The following is a 14,237-nucleotide window of genomic DNA, read 5'->3' as shown; positions in this document are numbered from 1 at the left end:
GACCCGGAAGTGGGCGTAGCGGGCGACACGGCGACGACCGTGGCGCCTCCTTCGCCCGTCCGCCCGCACGAGCCGCAGCCCCTCGACCAGGCCGAACACCGCGGTCTGGACGTGGTCCGCCGGTTCGGCACGGTCGGCTCGCTGTTCCTCGCGCTGGGCTCGCTCGGCGCCGGCGCCGCCCCGGTGATCAACCCGGTGCAGAACATCCCGGTGCTGCGGCTGTTCACCCGGATCCCGTCGGTCTCGCTCGCCATCGCCTTCTCCGGCATGGGCATCCTGGTGCTCAGCTGGCTGATGCTCGGCCGCTTCGCCCGGCCGGCCAGCGCGCGGCTGGCGACGCAGGGCCAGCTCGCCCGCACCATCGCCATGTGGGTCGCGCCGCTGCTGCTTATCCCGCCGCTGTTCTCCCGCGACGTCTACAGCTACCTGGCGCAGAGCGAAATCGTGCACCGCGGCATGGACCCGTACCAGCTGGGCCCGGCGCCGGCGCTGGGCATCGCCGACCCGCTCACCGCGGGCGTGTCGAACATGTGGCGCGACACCCCCGCGCCGTACGGCCCGCTGTTGCTGCGGCTCGGCGGCTGGCTCGCCCCGGTCGGCGGCAACGACATCGTGGTCGGGGTGCTGCTGCAGCGCGCGCTGGCACTGGTGGGCGTGGTGCTGATCGTGTGGGCGGTGCCGCGGCTGGCCCGCCGGTTCGGCGTGCAGCCGGTCACCGCGCTGTGGCTCGGCGCGGCGAACCCGTTGCTGATCTTCCATTTCGTGGCGGGCGCCCACAACGACTCGCTGGCGATCGGCCTGATGGTGGCCGGGCTGGAGGTCGGCATCCGCCGGCTGCCGGTGCGGGTCAAGGGCGACAGCCCGCCGCCGCTGGCGCGCGGGGAGCTGCTGTTCATCGCGCTCGGCGTCACGATCATCACCCTCGGCGCCTCGATCAAGGTGCCCGCGCTGCTGGCGTTGCCGTTCTTCGCGGTGATGGTGGCGCGCCGCTGGCACGGCCGGCTGAAGGACCTGGTGTGGGCGGGCGTCCCGATGGCGCTGCTGTTCGGCGTGGTGCTCGTCGCGGTCTGCTACGGCACGGGGCTCGGCTTCGGCTGGGTCGGCACGACGCTGGCCACGCCGGGGCTCGTGCGGTCCTGGATCTCCCCCACCGCCGAGCTCGCGAACCTGGCCGGGGTGCTCGGCATCGCGCTCGGCCTCGGCAACCACACCAACGCGCTGGTGCCGATCATCGGCGTGCTCGGCTACGTGGCCACCGCCGCGGTCACCTTCAAGTTCCTGTGGGCCAGCTTCAAATGGCGCTACCGGCCGATCATCGGCCTCGGCGTGGGGCTGGGCGCGGCGATGATCCTGCAGATCAGCCTCCAGCCCTGGTACGTGCTGTGGGCGGTGATCCCGCTGGCCGCGGCCGCCGGCACCTCCCGGTTCCGGACCGCCGCGACGGTGGTCAGCGCCGGGCTGCCGTTCCTGCTGCCCCCCACCGGCAGCGCCTTCGACGGGCATGCCTACATCCTGCCGTGGGCCTACGGCGCCGCGGCGCTGGTGACCCTCGGCGGCGTCGCCGTGGTGTACCGGCTCTCCCCGCTCCTGCTGTCCAGGACGTCCCCGGAACCGAAGGCGCTGGCCGACGTCGTATCGTGAGCCGTTGTGAACAACCCCGCCGTCGAGCTCACCGGCCTGGTGAAGACCTACGGCTCCACCACCGCCGTCGACGGGCTCGACCTGCGCATGGAGCGCGGCTGCCTGCTGGCCCTGCTCGGCCCGAACGGCGCCGGCAAGACCACCACCGTCGAGATCTGCGAGGGCTTCCGCAGGCCTGACAAGGGAAAAGTGCGCGTGCTCGGGCTCGACCCGGTGAAGGACAGCGCGGCCTTGCGCCCACGCGTCGGCATCATGCCGCAGGGCGGTGGCGCGTACCCCGGGGTCCGGGCGGACGAGATGCTCGCGCTCGTCGCCTCGTGCGCGGCGAACCCGCTGGACCCCGCCTGGCTGCTCGACGTGCTCGGCCTGGCGGCGGCGCGGCGGACCCCGTTCAAGCGCCTCTCCGGCGGCCAGCAGCAGCGGCTTTCACTGGCCTGCGCGCTGATCGGGCGCCCCGAGCTGGTTTTCCTCGACGAGCCGACGGCCGGCATGGACCCGCAGGCGCGCCGCCTGGTCTGGGAGCTGCTGGCCGCGCTGCGCGCCGACGGCGTGAGCGTGCTGCTCACCACCCACCTGATGGAGGAGGCGGAGGCGCTGGCCGACCAGGTGGTGATCGTGGACCACGGCAAGGTCGTCGTCGAGGGCTCCCCGCACGCGCTCACGCTGGAATCGGGCGAGGCCGCGCAGCTGCGGTTCCGCGCCCGGACCCGGCTGGACACCGGCTTGCTCGCCGCCGCGCTGCCGGAGGGCTACCGGGTCAGCGAGACCGCGCCGGGCGCGTACCTCGTCGAGGGCGCGGTCGACCCGCAGGTGGTGTCGGCCGTCACGGCGTGGTGCGCGCAGCAGGGCGTGCTGCCCGAACAGCTCCAGGTGGGGCGGCGCACGCTGGAAGAGGTCTTCCTCGAGCTGACCGGACGGGAGCTGCGGGCATGAGCACTCCGTTCCCCGCGGGGACTTTCACCCCGGCGCCCGGCCGCGGCTCGCTCGGCAAGATGCTGCGCACGCACGCACGGGTCGAGGCCGGATTGACGCTGCGCCACGGCGAACAGCTGCTGCTGACGTTGATCATCCCGCTCGCGCTGCTGATCGGGCTGAGCCTGCTGGACGTGCTGCCCGCGAGCCAGCTCGGCTCGGCGTCCAAAGTGGACTGGATCACGCCGCGGATCTTCGCGCTGGCCGTGATGTCGTCGGCCTTCACCGGCCAGGCCATCGCGCTCGGCTTCGACCGGCGGTACGGCGTGCTGAAGCGGCTTTCGGCCACCGCGCTGCCCCGCTGGCTGCTCGTGGCCGGCCGGGTGGTGGCCGCGCTGGTGGTCGTCGTGCTGCAGGCCGTGGTGATCGGCGTGGTGGCGGCGCTGCTGGGCTGGTCCCCGTCGGCGGCGGGCCTCGCGGCGGCCGTGGCGCTCCTGATCGTCGGCACCCTGGCGTTCGGCGCGCTCGGCGTCCTGCTCGGCGGCGCGCTGCGCGCGGAAGCGGTGCTGGCGCTGGCCAACATCGTCTGGTTCGTGCTGCTGCTCGCGGGCGGCATCCTGCTCGCCCCCTCGGCGCTGCCGTCCGGGCTGGGCGTGGTCGTCTCGCTGCTGCCCTCCGGCGCGCTCGCGGAAGGCCTGCGCTCGGCGTTGGTGGACGGGCACTTCGCGGTGGGTCCACTGGCCGTGCTCGTGGTGTGGGCCGTGGCGGCGGGCGCCTTGGCGACCCGGACGACGAAGCTGACCTGACGCGTCAAACGCGTGTGAGGAAAGCGTCTTGACACGTCCGGGGAGAAAGCGCGGAAAAACGCGCGAGTACGATTCCCCCGTGTTCTTCCCCAGCCTGATCGCCCGCCTGCCGTACCCCTCCGCGACGGTCCAGCGGGCCGTCGGCGTCGCCTCCGTGGTGGCGATGGGCGGGATCGGCGTGACCGGGTCCGTGGTGCGGGTGACGGGCTCGGGCCTCGGCTGCCCGACGTGGCCGCAGTGCGTGCCCGGCAGCCTGGTCCCGGTGGACCACCCCGGCATCCACGCGGTGAACCAGTGGATCGAGTTCTCGAACCGGATGCTCACCGGCGCGGTGATCGTGGTCGCCGCGCTCGCGGTGATCACCGCGTGGCGGATCCTGCTCGACCACCCCGAGCGCCGCCGGCTGGTGCGGCTGGCGTGGACGATGCCCGGCGGCGTGGTGCTGCAGGCCGTGATCGGCGGCATGACGGTGCTGGCGAAGCTGGAATGGTGGACCGTCGCCATCCACTTCCTCGCCTCCACTCCCCTGATCTGGCTCGCGGTCCTGCTGCTGAAGGCGTTCAACGAGGGCGACGAGCCCGCGCGGCCGCTGGTGCCCTCCTCCGGGCGCAAGATCCTGGTGGTGCTCACGGTGCTGATGTGGGCCGTGCTCATCGCCGGCACCACCGTCACCGGCGCGGGGCCGCACGGCGGCGACGCCAACACCCACCGGCTCGACGCGCCGATCGAGAACCTCGCCCAGGCCCACGGCGGGCTCCTGGTCGCCTACCTGATCGTGCTGGCCGTGTTCGGCCTCCAGCTGCTGCGGGCGGGCGCGCCGAAGGGCGTCTGGCAGCGGTACGCCTGGGTGTGGGCCGTCGCGCTGGCGCAGGGCGTGATCGGCATCGTGCAGTACGCGCTGGGCGTGCCCGAGGCCATGGTCTCCTTCCACGTGCTCGGCTCGGCGCTGGTCATCGTCGTCACGGCGACGCTGTGGACCGGCACCCGCGACCGCGGCCCGGCGGTTTCGCTGGTGCCCGCTCCGCCCGCCGAGCGCGAACTCGCCGCGACGAGCTGAATCCGCATCGCGACGGCCATTTGGGCGTAACGCGCCTTTGGCCCGGTGGACAGCGGGGGCGCCTAGGCTCCGGCGCGACAGCCGCCTGCCGAACCCTCGAGGTGCCGCGCCATGACGTCCGTCCCCTCCCCCGTGAAGCCCCTCCTCTCCGGACGGCGGGGGCCCGCGGAGATGATCGTGCTCAAGACCTTCCTGCTGGTGCCGTTCGTGGCGCTCATCGCCGCCGTCCCGCTGCTTTGGGGCTGGGGGCTCACCTGGGTCGACGTGGCGCTCGCCGCGGTCTTCTACACCTTCGGCACGCTCGGCGTGACCGTCGGCTACCACCGGTACTTCACGCACGGCGCGTTCAAGGCGCCGCGCGCGCTGCGGATCGCGCTCGCCATCTCGGGCAGCATGGCCGTGCAGGGCTCGGTGATCTTCTGGGTCGCCAGCCATCGCCGCCACCACGCGTTCGCCGACCGCGAGGGCGACCCGCACTCGCCGTGGCTGTTCGGCACGTCGCCTTCGGCGCTGCTGCGCGGGTTCTGGCACGCGCACATGGGCTGGATGTTCCAGCGCGAGGTGACCAACGCGGACCGGTTCGCGCCCGACCTCGTCGGCGACCGCGACCTTCGCCTGGTGAACCGGTTCTTCGCGCTGTGGATCACGCTCAGCCTGCTGCTGCCCGCGGCGCTGGGCGGGCTGCTCAGCTGGTCGTGGTGGGGCGTGGTGACCGGGTTCTTCTGGGCCGGGCTGGTGCGGATCGCGTTCCTGCACCATGTGTCCTGGTCGGTGAACTCGGTGTGCCACCTGATCGGCGAACGGCCCTTCGCCAGCCGTGACAAGGCGGCCAACTTCTGGCCGCTCGCCATCCTGTCCATGGGCGAGTCCTGGCACAACTCCCACCACGCCGACCCGACGTGCGCCCGCCACGGCGTGCTGCGCGGCCAGGTGGACGTCTCCGCCCGGGTGATCTGGGTGTTCGAACGCCTCGGCTGGGCCACCGACGTCCGGTGGCCCCGGGCGGAACGCCTCGAGGCGAAACGCGTCCGTTAAGCCAGTTGCTGCCGCACCGCGGAGGCGAACCTCAGCGGTGCGCCGGCGTCGGCCTGGCGGAAGCCCAGCGTCGGCTCCACCAGCTCGAGTTCCAGCAGCCGGGGGTCGCCGTCCTCGCCGCGGACGATGTCGGCGCGGGCGTAGAGCAGCTCCGCGCGCAGGATGCCGAGCAGTGAGCACGCGGTGTCCATGGCGTCCTCCGCCAGCGCGCGGACCTCGGGCGCCGGGACGGCCGCGGCCACCCGCTCCTCGAGGTACAGGCCACTCGGGTCCACAGTGGACCCGAGCATGGCCGCCTTGGTGAAGGCGTGCGAGTAGATCCCGCCGAAGTACGAGAGCGCGATCTCGCCCTGGGTGTCCACACTGGACTGGTACGGCTGGATGAGCGCGGTCCGATCGTCGGCGTGCAGGGTGCGCAGGTGCTCCTCGGCACCGGCGGCGTCCGCGCCGAAGCGGGCGACGCCGCGGGAGCCCGCGCCCACCGACGGCTTCACCACGAACGGCGTGCGCGGCCAATCCGGCTTCTCACCCGGCTCGACGAGTGTGGTCGGCACCACGGGCAGACCCGCGTCCAGCAGCTCGACCAGATAGGACTTGTCGGTGTTCCAGCGCGCCACCGCGGCGGGGTTGCACAGAGCCGGCACGGACTCGCACCAGTCGAGGAACTCGGCGCGACGCTCCGGGTAGTCCCAGGTCGCGCGCAGCACGACCACCTCGGCGTCGGCGAAGTCCACGCTCCGGTCGTCCCAGGCCGCCCAGCGGACGGTGAAGCCCAGGTCGTCGAGCGCGGCGGACACGGCCTGCTCGTCGCCGTCGCCCTCGGGCATCTTGGCGCAGGAGGCGAAGATCGCGGTGCGGCTCACCGGCCCGCCCTCGGACCGGCCATCCTGCGCCGGTGCGCGGGGCCGATCTTGGCCAGCTTCACGGTCTCGCTGTCCCATTCCGCGGCTTCCAGGTCGTCGACCGCCTCGACCAGCGCGGTGCCCGCCTCGGGCCCGGCCACCAGCACGTCGCCCAGCGCGCCGTCGGCGCCCACCAGCACGACCCTGGCACCGACCCGGCCGATGTTCTCCACCACGGCGCGCGACGGCTTCCCGTGCCGCGCCACGAAGTCACGGGCGGCGGCCACCTGGCGGGCCGTCGGCGCGGACGGCGTTTCTTCGGTCTCCTCAGCCACGTCGGCGAGCTTAACCGCTCACCCCCTGGGACGCGGAACAAGCGTGGCCTCGGCCATAGTTGTGCCCGGGGAAGGATCACCGAGACGAGGAGGCACCATGTCCACCGCAGTGCAGGTCACCCGGACCGGCGGGCCCGAAGTACTGGAGGTCGCCGACGTCGAGACCGGCGCGCCGGAGGCCGGCGAGCTGCTGGTGGACGTCGCCGCGGCGGGGGTCAACTACATCGACACCTACCAGCGCCAGGGCATCTACCCGCTCGACCTGCCGTTCGTGCTCGGCCTCGAAGGCGCGGGCACGGTGGCCGGGGTCGGCGAGGGCGTCACGGGCTTCGCGCCCGGCGACCGCGTCGCCTGGCAGGGCTCGCTGGGCAGCTACGCGGCGCGCAAGCGGGTCCCCGCCGCCGTCGCGGTGAAGGTGCCCGAGGGCGTCTCCGACGAGGTCGCCGCGGCGATCATGCTGCAGGGCATGACGGCCCACTACCTGGTGCGCTCGACGTACGAGGTCAAGGAAGGCGACGACGTGCTGGTGCACGCGGCCGCGGGCGGTGTCGGCCTGCTGCTGGTGCAGCTGGCGAAGGCACGCGGGGCGCGCGTGATCGGCACTGTGTCCACCGAGGAGAAAGCCCAGCTCGCGCGCGAAGCCGGCGCCGACCACGTGATCCGCTACGACCGGGAGGACTTCGCCAAGGCCACGCGCGAGCTGACCGGCGGCGAGGGCGTCGCCGTGGTCTACGACGGCGTCGGCAAGGACACCGTCGACGGCAGCCTGGCCAGCCTGAAGGTCCGCGGCCTGCTCGCGCTGTTCGGCGCGGCCAGCGGCCCGGTCCCGCCGATCGACCCGCAGCGCCTCAACTCGGGCGGTTCGCTGTTCCTGACCCGCCCGACCTCCGGCCACTACCTGCGCACCCGCGAGGAGCTGGACTGGCGCGCGGGCGAGCTGTTCCAAGCCGTCGCCGACGGCTCACTCGCCATCCGCATCGGAGGCCGCTACCCCCTGGCCGAGGCCCGCCGAGCCCACGAGGACCTGCAGGGCCGGAAGACGACCGGGAAACTGCTCCTGATCCCGTGACGCGGGCCGGGCCGCCGCACCGGCTTCGCAGCCGCCGAAGCCGGTGCTCAGGCAGCGCCGATCGACACCGCGTCCGTCACGAAGACCAGTGTCTCGTTCGGCGCGACACCGTTGCCGCCAGGACCGTAGGCCAGGTCGGGCGGGATGATGAGCAGCCGGCGGCCGCCCTGTTTGATGCCTTCGAGGCCCTGGTCCCAGCCGGGGATGACGTCGCCCGCGCCGAGGGTCAGGGGGAAGGTCTGGCCGCGGTCGAACGAGCTGTCCAGCTTCTGCTTGTTCGACCAGGTCACCAGCAGGTAGTTCATCTTCAGCTGCTGTCCCTTGGCCGCCGCCGGGCCGGTGCCCTCGGACAGGTCCTTGGTGATCAGCTTCTTCGGCGGGTCGCAGCTGTCCGGGATGGTGATGGTCGGCACCTGGCCGAAGTTCCCGGTGGTCTTGATGTCGTCCGCGGTGCACTCGCGCTGGGGGCCGGCCGCGGCGGCGGGCTGGTCACTGCCGCCGCAGGCGGTGAGGCTGAGTGCCGCGGCCGCGACGATTCCGGCCACAGCGGCGATCTTGCCGATTTTCTGCATGACCGGCACCCTAGCCAAGACCGTCGAGCGCCGGAACGGCGTCACCGGTCTGGACCACGCCGAGCCGCCGGGTCGCACGCGTCAGGGCCACATACAGATCGTTCAGCCCGCGCGGCGAGCCGCCGGTGATCTCGTCCGGGGCGACCAGCAGCACGGAGTCGAACTCCAGGCCCTTCGCCCGCTCCACGGTGAGCACGCTCACGCGCTCGTCGTCGGCCGCCAGCAGCTCGCGAATCTCCTCGGCCCGGGCGGCGGGGGTCAGCACGGCCACCGTGCCACCGTCCACAGCGGACAGTTCACCCGCGACGAAGCCCGGCAGGTCCGCGGCCAGGTCGGCCGAGGGCGCGGCCCACGGCCGGAACCCGGTCTCCCGCACCGAGGTCGGCGCCTTCAGGTCCACGTCCAGCTCGGCCAGCACCCGGGCGGCGACAGCCATGATCTCGGCCGGGGTGCGGTAGTTCACCGTCAGCTGCTCCAGCTTCCAGCGGTCGTCGACGTAGGGCGAGAGCACCTCGTCCCACGTCCGCGCGCCGCCCGCGGCCCCGGTCTGCGCGACGTCGCCGACCAGGGTCATCGACCGGTTCGGCGAACGGCGCATGAGCAGCCGCCAGTCCATCGCGGACAGCTCCTGCGCCTCGTCCACGATCACGTGCCCGAAGGTCCACGTCCGGTCCTGCGCGGCGCGCTGGGCGGCGGTCAGCTCGCTGCGCGCCTGCTGCCGCTCGGCGAACAGCTCCGCGTCCAGCACGTCGGACACCCGCAGCAGCTCCTCGTCGACGATCTCGTCGTCCTGCTCCAGGATGTCCAGCACGCCCTCGGCGTACGCGCGCTCCACGCGGTCCCGGCGGCGGCGCTCCGCCCGTTCGTCGGTGTCGTCCTCACCCAGCAGCTCGGCCAGCTCGTCCAGCAGCGGCACGTCGGCCGGGGTCCAGTGCGCCTCGCGACCGCTCTCCAGGTGCGTGCGATCCGCCTCGGACAGCAGCTTGCCGGCCGCCGAACGGAGGCGTTCGCGCTCGGCGAACAGGTCGTCGAGCAGGCCTTCCGGGGTGAGTTTCGGCCACAGCGAGTCCACCGCGGCGGCGATCCCCTTGTCCGCCGCCAGCTCGGCGCGGATGTCCTGGACGTCCTGCGCGTCGAGCAGGTCCTCCCCCAGCTTGCGGGCGGCCTGGCGGGTCAGGGCGTCGAGCACGTCGGAGACGAACAGGCGCCGCGCGAGGTTGTGCGGACGGCGCGAGCGGCGGGCGCGGGTCCGCGCCTCGGCGCAGGTCTTGCGGTCCAGCTTCAGCAGGTCGCGCTCGTATTCGATCTCCAGCACCGGCTCGGGCACCCGCTGGCGGTCGCGCACGGCGTTGGCGAGCACGTCCGCCATCACCGGGCGGCCCTTCACCTCGGCGGCCTCGCGCGACTCCACGCCATCGGCGTCCAGGCCCGGGTAGAGCTGCCCGACGGTGGCGAGCAGCACGCCGGTCTCGCCCAGTGACGGCAGCACCTGGCCGATGTAGCGCAGGAACGTGCTGTTCGGCCCGACCACCAGCACGCCGCGGGTGGTGAGCTGCTGGCGGTGGGTGTAGAGCAGGTACGCCGCGCGGTGCAGCGCCACGGCGGTCTTGCCGGTGCCGGGCCCGCCCTGCACCACCATCACCCCGCCCAGCGGCGCCCGGATGATCCGGTCCTGCTCGGCCTGGATGGTCGCGACGATGTCGCTCATCTCACCCGTGCGGCGGCGCTCCAGCGCGGCGAGCAGCGCGGCCTCGCCGGCCAGCCCGAGGTCCTGGCCCTGGTCGGCGGCCGACAGGTCGAGCACCTCGTCGTCGAAGCCGGTGACCTTGCGCGTCAGCGAACGCAGGTGACGGCGACGTCGCACGCCGTCGGGCGAAGCGGCGGTCGCGAGGTAGAACGGCCGCGCGACCGGCGCCCGCCAGTCGACCAGCAGCGGCCGGTACTCGTCGTCTTCGTCGAACAGCCCGAGCCGGCCGATGTAGGTCGTCTCCTCGTCCTGCTCGGGGAGGAAGTCGAGGCGGCCGAAGCACAGCCCCTGCTCGACGGAGCCCAGCTGGGCGAGGCGGTCGCTGTACAGCGTGGTGGCGACGTCCCGCTCCGTGCGCGCCTGCGGGGTGCCGCCGGTCTGCTTCAGCGTGACGTCGAGCCGGCGCTGCGCCTCGACCCGCTCGGCGTCGAGCTTCACGTACAGAGTGGTCACGTACGCCTGCTCACGCGCCAGCTCGGCGGCGTGCTCGGGCGTGCCGTCCACGAGGGTGCCGTCTGTTTCCCGGTCCGGGGACACGGACAAGAGCAGCCTGCTTTCAACGTCGGACAAGGATGGGCCTTCCGGAGACCAACGCACCCGGCACGCCCCGGGATTCCCGGTTCACACCACTGTGCCCATTCACAGAAAGGCCGCCGAGGCCAAGTGACCTCGACGGCACCGCTGGATACGGGGGAACAGTCTAGAACGGCAGCCCGAGGGTCGGCAGCCCGATCGCCGAGTCGACGGCCAGCGCGACGAACACGATCATCAGATAGGTGTTCGAGCGGTGGAACAGCGACATCGGCTTGGTCTCCTCGCCGCGGCGGACCGCGGCCTGGAGGCTGTGCGCGTAGAACAGGAACCAGCCGCCGGCCAGCACCGCGAAGGTGGCGTACAGCCAGCTCGTCACCGGCAGCAGCAGCAGCGTCCAGGCGACCATCACCCACGAGTAGATGACGATCTGGCGGGCCACGTGCTGCGGGCTGGCGACCACCGGCAGCATCGGCACGCCGGCGCGCTCGTAGTCGTCGCGGTACTTCATGCCCAGCGCCCAGGTGTGCGGCGGCGTCCAGAAGAAGATGACGCCGAACATCACGAACGCCGGCCACTGCACGGTGCCGGAGACCGCGGCCCAGCCGATCACCACCGGCATGCAGCCGGCCGCCCCGCCCCAGACCACGTTCTGCGAAGTCCGCCGCTTGAGGCCGAGGGTGTAGACGAAGATGTAGAACAGGATCGTCGCGATCGCGAGGATCGCCGAAAGCAGGTTCACCGTGAAGTACAGGACGGCGAACGACGCGATCCCGAGCAGCAGCCCGAAGATCAGCGCGCTGCGCCGCGGCACCGAGTCCTTGACCAGCGGGCGCCGCTTGGTCCGGTTCATCACCTTGTCGATGTCGGCGTCGATCACGCAGTTGAGCGCGTTCGCGCTGCCCGCGGCCATCGTGCCGCCGACGAGCGTGGCGAGCACCAGCCACGGCGACGGGATCTGGCGCCCGGCCAGGAACATCGCCGGGATGGTGGTGACGAGGAGCAGCTCGATCACGCGCGGCTTGGCGAGGGCCACGTAGGCGCCGACCACCTGGCGGACGCTTCGCCGGGCACCGTGCGGTCGTTCACCGGTCGGGTGTACGGCGCTGGTGTCTTCACTGCGTCCGTGCGCAGCGTTCACCAACGACATTTCACTCCCTGGGTCAGTTCGGGGCCGGGCGGCGGCCAGGAAGACCGTGGTGACACTGGTGAATCTCCCGGGCCAGGCCCGCGTTCGATGTTAGACGCGGGGAATCCGGGCGTGATCGCGGGGCCTCCCTCGCGCCACCGCCTGTCTGCTGCGTCACGCCCTGCGCGGCGTGTCCACTTCGTACGCCCGGTGACCAGCACCGGGCAGGCCGCCGGGCCGCGACCCGGACGGAAGTCACACGCGCGTCCGTCGCGACTGCCTGCGAACACCCCAAGCACTAGGCTGGCCGCGACGGGCCGAGTGGTACGCCTGCGCGCGGCCGCCAGCAGGAATATCGTCCCTTCGGGATCGATTGAGATTACTGGCAGTGCGCATCGGCTACGCCACGAAGGAAAGCTAGCCACAACCTCACCGACGGGGAGTTCGAGTTCAGTGTCCGAAACCGCTTCTACCAGCGAGAACAACCCTTTGCTCCGGCGTAACGTGCCCGCCGACTGGACCGAGGCCGACACCCGCGCCGTCGACACCGTCCGGGTGCTGGCCGCGGACGCGGTCGAGCACTGCGGCAGCGGGCACCCCGGCACCGCGATGAGCCTGGCTCCGCTCGCCTACACGCTCTTCCAGCGGACCCTGCGCCACGACCCGGCCGACCAGAACTGGCCCGGCCGCGACCGCTTCGTGCTCTCGGCCGGACACAGCAGCCTGACCCTCTACATCCAGCTCTACCTCGCCGGCTACGGGCTCGAGCTCGAGGACCTCAAGCAGCTGCGCAGGTGGGGCTCGAAGACCCCGGGCCACCCGGAGTACCGCCACACCGACGGCGTCGAGACCACCACCGGACCGCTCGGCCAGGGCCTGGCGAACGCCGTGGGCATGGCGATGGCCACCCGCCGCGAGCGCGGCCTGCTGGACCCGGACGCCGCCCCCGGCGAGAGCATCTTCGACCACTACGTCTACGCGATCGCCTCGGACGGCGACATCGAAGAGGGCGTCACCGCCGAGGCCTCGTCCATCGCCGGGCGCCAGGAGCTGGGCAACCTGATCGTCTTCTGGGACGACAACAAGATCTCCATCGAGGACGACACGAACATCGCCCTCTCGGAGGACACCGTCGCCCGGTACGAGGCCTACGGCTGGCACACCCAGTTCGTCGAGGGCGGTGAGAACGTCGTCGCGCTCGAAGAGGCCATCAAGAACGCGAAGGCCGAGACCGGGCGCCCGTCGTTCATCGCGGTGCGGACCGTGATCGGCTACCCGGCCCCGAAGAAGATGGGCACCGGCAAGGCGCACGGCGCCGCGCTGGGCGCCGAAGAGGTCGCCGCGGTCAAGGAGGTGCTCGGCTTCGACCCGGCGCAGAGCTTCCAGGTCGAGGACGCGGTGATCAGCCACACCCGCCAGGCGCTCGACCGCGGCAAGGCCGCCCGCGCCGAGTGGCAGGAGAAGTTCGAGGCCTGGGGCGCCGCCAACCCGGAGCGCAAGAAGCTGGCCGACCGGATGTCGACCCGCACGCTGCCCGAGGGCTTCGCCGACAACCTGCCGAAGTGGGCGCCGGACGCGAAGGGCGTCGCCACCCGCAAGGCCTCCGGCGAGGTGCTCAACGCGCTGGCCGAGCCGCTGCCCGAGCTGTGGGGCGGCTCCGCCGACCTGGCGGAGAGCAACAACACCACGATGAAGGGCGCCGACTCGTTCGGCCCGGAGAAGGCTTCCACGGACATGTGGAAGACCAGCCCGTACGGCCGGACGCTGCACTTCGGCATCCGCGAGCACGCCATGGGCTCGATCCTGAACGGCATCGCGCTGCACGGCGGGACCCGCCCGTACGGCGCCACGTTCCTGATCTTCTCCGACTACATGCGCCCGCCGGTGCGGCTCGCCGCGCTGATGAAGGCGCCGGTCACCTACGTGTGGACGCACGACTCCATCGGCCTGGGCGAGGACGGCCCCACGCACCAGCCGATCGAGCAGCTGTCCGCGCTGCGCGCGATCCCGGGCCTCAACGTCGTCCGCCCGGCGGACGCGAACGAGACCGCCTACGCGTGGAAGGCCGTCCTCGAGGACGTCCACCACCCGTCGGGCCTCGCGCTCACCCGCCAGAACGTGCCGGTGCTGGAAGGCACCAGCGCCGAGGGCGTGGCGAAGGGCGGCTATGTGCTGGCCGCTTCCGACGGCACCCCGGATGTGGTGCTGATCGGCACCGGTTCCGAGGTCCAGCTGGCCGTCGAGGCGAAGAAGGCCCTCGAGGCCGACGGCATCAAGGCGCGGGTCGTGTCGATGCCGTGTGTCGAGTGGTTCGACGCGCAGGACCAGTCCTACCGGGACTCCGTCATCCCGCCGTCGGTGAAGGCGCGCGTGTCCGTCGAGGCGGGCATCGCCCAGTCGTGGCACCGCTTCACCGGTGACGCCGGGGTGAACGTTTCGATCGAGCACTTCGGTGCGTCGGCCGATGCGGCCACACTGTTCCGTGAGTTCGGCTTCACCACCGAGGCCGTCACCGACGCCGCCCGCCGCTCGATCGCCAACACCAAGAACTGAAGGGATCA

At 72.2% G+C, this 14,237-nt stretch carries 12 protein-coding genes; 7 read left to right on the top strand and 5 right to left on the bottom strand.

Features of this window, described 5'->3' with window-relative positions:
• Window positions 1-9 precede the first annotated feature (9 nt).
• From mptB to BMY97_RS21655, 5 genes are all read left to right on the top strand, one after another.
• Complete coding sequence (gene mptB / locus BMY97_RS21675; protein ID WP_091618887.1) at window positions 10-1,641, top strand: polyprenol phosphomannose-dependent alpha 1,6 mannosyltransferase MptB; 1,632 nt, start codon at window positions 10-12, stop codon at window positions 1,639-1,641.
• Window positions 1,642-1,647: 6 nt separating this feature from the next.
• Window positions 1,648-2,574 (top strand): ABC transporter ATP-binding protein, encoded by a 927-nt coding sequence (locus BMY97_RS21670; protein WP_091618885.1) that lies wholly within the window; start codon window positions 1,648-1,650, stop codon window positions 2,572-2,574.
• Window positions 2,571-3,359, top strand: coding sequence for an ABC transporter permease (locus tag BMY97_RS21665; RefSeq protein WP_177231474.1), 789 nt, complete (start codon window positions 2,571-2,573; stop codon window positions 3,357-3,359). Before BMY97_RS21670 ends, BMY97_RS21665 begins: the two co-directional genes overlap by 4 nt.
• A gap of 79 nt (window positions 3,360-3,438) precedes the next feature.
• Window positions 3,439-4,416: a COX15/CtaA family protein gene (locus BMY97_RS21660; protein WP_091618883.1), complete on the top strand. Its 978-nt coding sequence runs from the start codon at window positions 3,439-3,441 to the stop codon at window positions 4,414-4,416.
• Between the two features lie 111 nt (window positions 4,417-4,527).
• Window positions 4,528-5,451, top strand: coding sequence for an acyl-CoA desaturase (locus tag BMY97_RS21655; RefSeq protein WP_091618881.1), 924 nt, complete (start codon window positions 4,528-4,530; stop codon window positions 5,449-5,451).
• Here BMY97_RS21655 and BMY97_RS21650 read toward each other — a convergent pair.
• Entirely contained in the window at window positions 5,448-6,314 is an 867-nt protein-coding gene (locus BMY97_RS21650) for an ATP-grasp domain-containing protein (RefSeq protein ID WP_091618879.1), read from the bottom strand. The genes BMY97_RS21655 and BMY97_RS21650 overlap by 4 nt on opposite strands.
• Window positions 6,311-6,628 (bottom strand): hypothetical protein, encoded by a 318-nt coding sequence (locus tag BMY97_RS21645; RefSeq protein ID WP_091618877.1) that lies wholly within the window; start codon window positions 6,626-6,628, stop codon window positions 6,311-6,313. The genes BMY97_RS21650 and BMY97_RS21645 overlap by 4 nt, the downstream gene beginning before the upstream one ends.
• A 97-nt stretch (window positions 6,629-6,725) precedes the next feature.
• Between BMY97_RS21645 and BMY97_RS21640 the strand changes: the two genes are divergently transcribed.
• Window positions 6,726-7,697: a quinone oxidoreductase family protein gene (locus BMY97_RS21640; protein WP_091618876.1), complete on the top strand. Its 972-nt coding sequence runs from the start codon at window positions 6,726-6,728 to the stop codon at window positions 7,695-7,697.
• Window positions 7,698-7,744: 47 nt separating this feature from the next.
• Here the strand turns inward: BMY97_RS21640 and BMY97_RS21635 are convergent, their stop codons facing one another.
• From BMY97_RS21635 to BMY97_RS21625, 3 genes are all read right to left on the bottom strand, one after another.
• Window positions 7,745-8,269: an FKBP-type peptidyl-prolyl cis-trans isomerase gene (locus BMY97_RS21635; RefSeq protein ID WP_091619170.1), complete on the bottom strand. Its 525-nt coding sequence runs from the start codon at window positions 8,267-8,269 to the stop codon at window positions 7,745-7,747.
• Window positions 8,270-8,279: 10 nt separating this feature from the next.
• Window positions 8,280-10,559, bottom strand: a complete 2,280-nt coding sequence (locus BMY97_RS21630) for a HelD family protein (RefSeq protein WP_425425307.1) — start codon at window positions 10,557-10,559, stop codon at window positions 8,280-8,282.
• Between the two features lie 157 nt (window positions 10,560-10,716).
• Window positions 10,717-11,697 (bottom strand): heme o synthase, encoded by a 981-nt coding sequence (locus BMY97_RS21625; RefSeq protein ID WP_091618872.1) that lies wholly within the window; start codon window positions 11,695-11,697, stop codon window positions 10,717-10,719.
• 432 nt (window positions 11,698-12,129) lie between these two features.
• Here BMY97_RS21625 and tkt point away from each other — a divergent pair, with 432 nt between their 5' ends.
• Window positions 12,130-14,229 carry a transketolase gene (gene tkt / locus BMY97_RS21620; protein WP_091618870.1) on the top strand — a complete coding sequence of 700 codons (2,100 nt, stop codon included), beginning with the start codon at window positions 12,130-12,132 and terminating at the stop codon, window positions 14,227-14,229.
• Window positions 14,230-14,237 lie beyond the last annotated feature (8 nt).

Source organism: Amycolatopsis saalfeldensis, assembly GCF_900110575.1.
GTDB lineage: Bacteria > Actinomycetota > Actinomycetes > Mycobacteriales > Pseudonocardiaceae > Amycolatopsis > Amycolatopsis saalfeldensis.
Note: the sequence above shows the minus strand (reverse complement) of the source record. Positions and strands in the feature narration are given on the sequence as shown.

Coding starts and splice junctions, on each gene's coding strand:
- BMY97_RS21665 (WP_177231474.1), top strand. CDS start 2,571: ATGAGCACTCCGTTCCCCGCGGGGACTTTCACCCCGGCGCCCGGCCGC.
- BMY97_RS21655 (WP_091618881.1), top strand. CDS start 4,528: ATGACGTCCGTCCCCTCCCCCGTGAAGCCCCTCCTCTCCGGACGGCGG.
- BMY97_RS21640 (WP_091618876.1), top strand. CDS start 6,726: ATGTCCACCGCAGTGCAGGTCACCCGGACCGGCGGGCCCGAAGTACTG.
- BMY97_RS21635 (WP_091619170.1), bottom strand. CDS start 8,269: ATGCAGAAAATCGGCAAGATCGCCGCTGTGGCCGGAATCGTCGCGGCC.
- BMY97_RS21625 (WP_091618872.1), bottom strand. CDS start 11,697: ATGTCGTTGGTGAACGCTGCGCACGGACGCAGTGAAGACACCAGCGCC.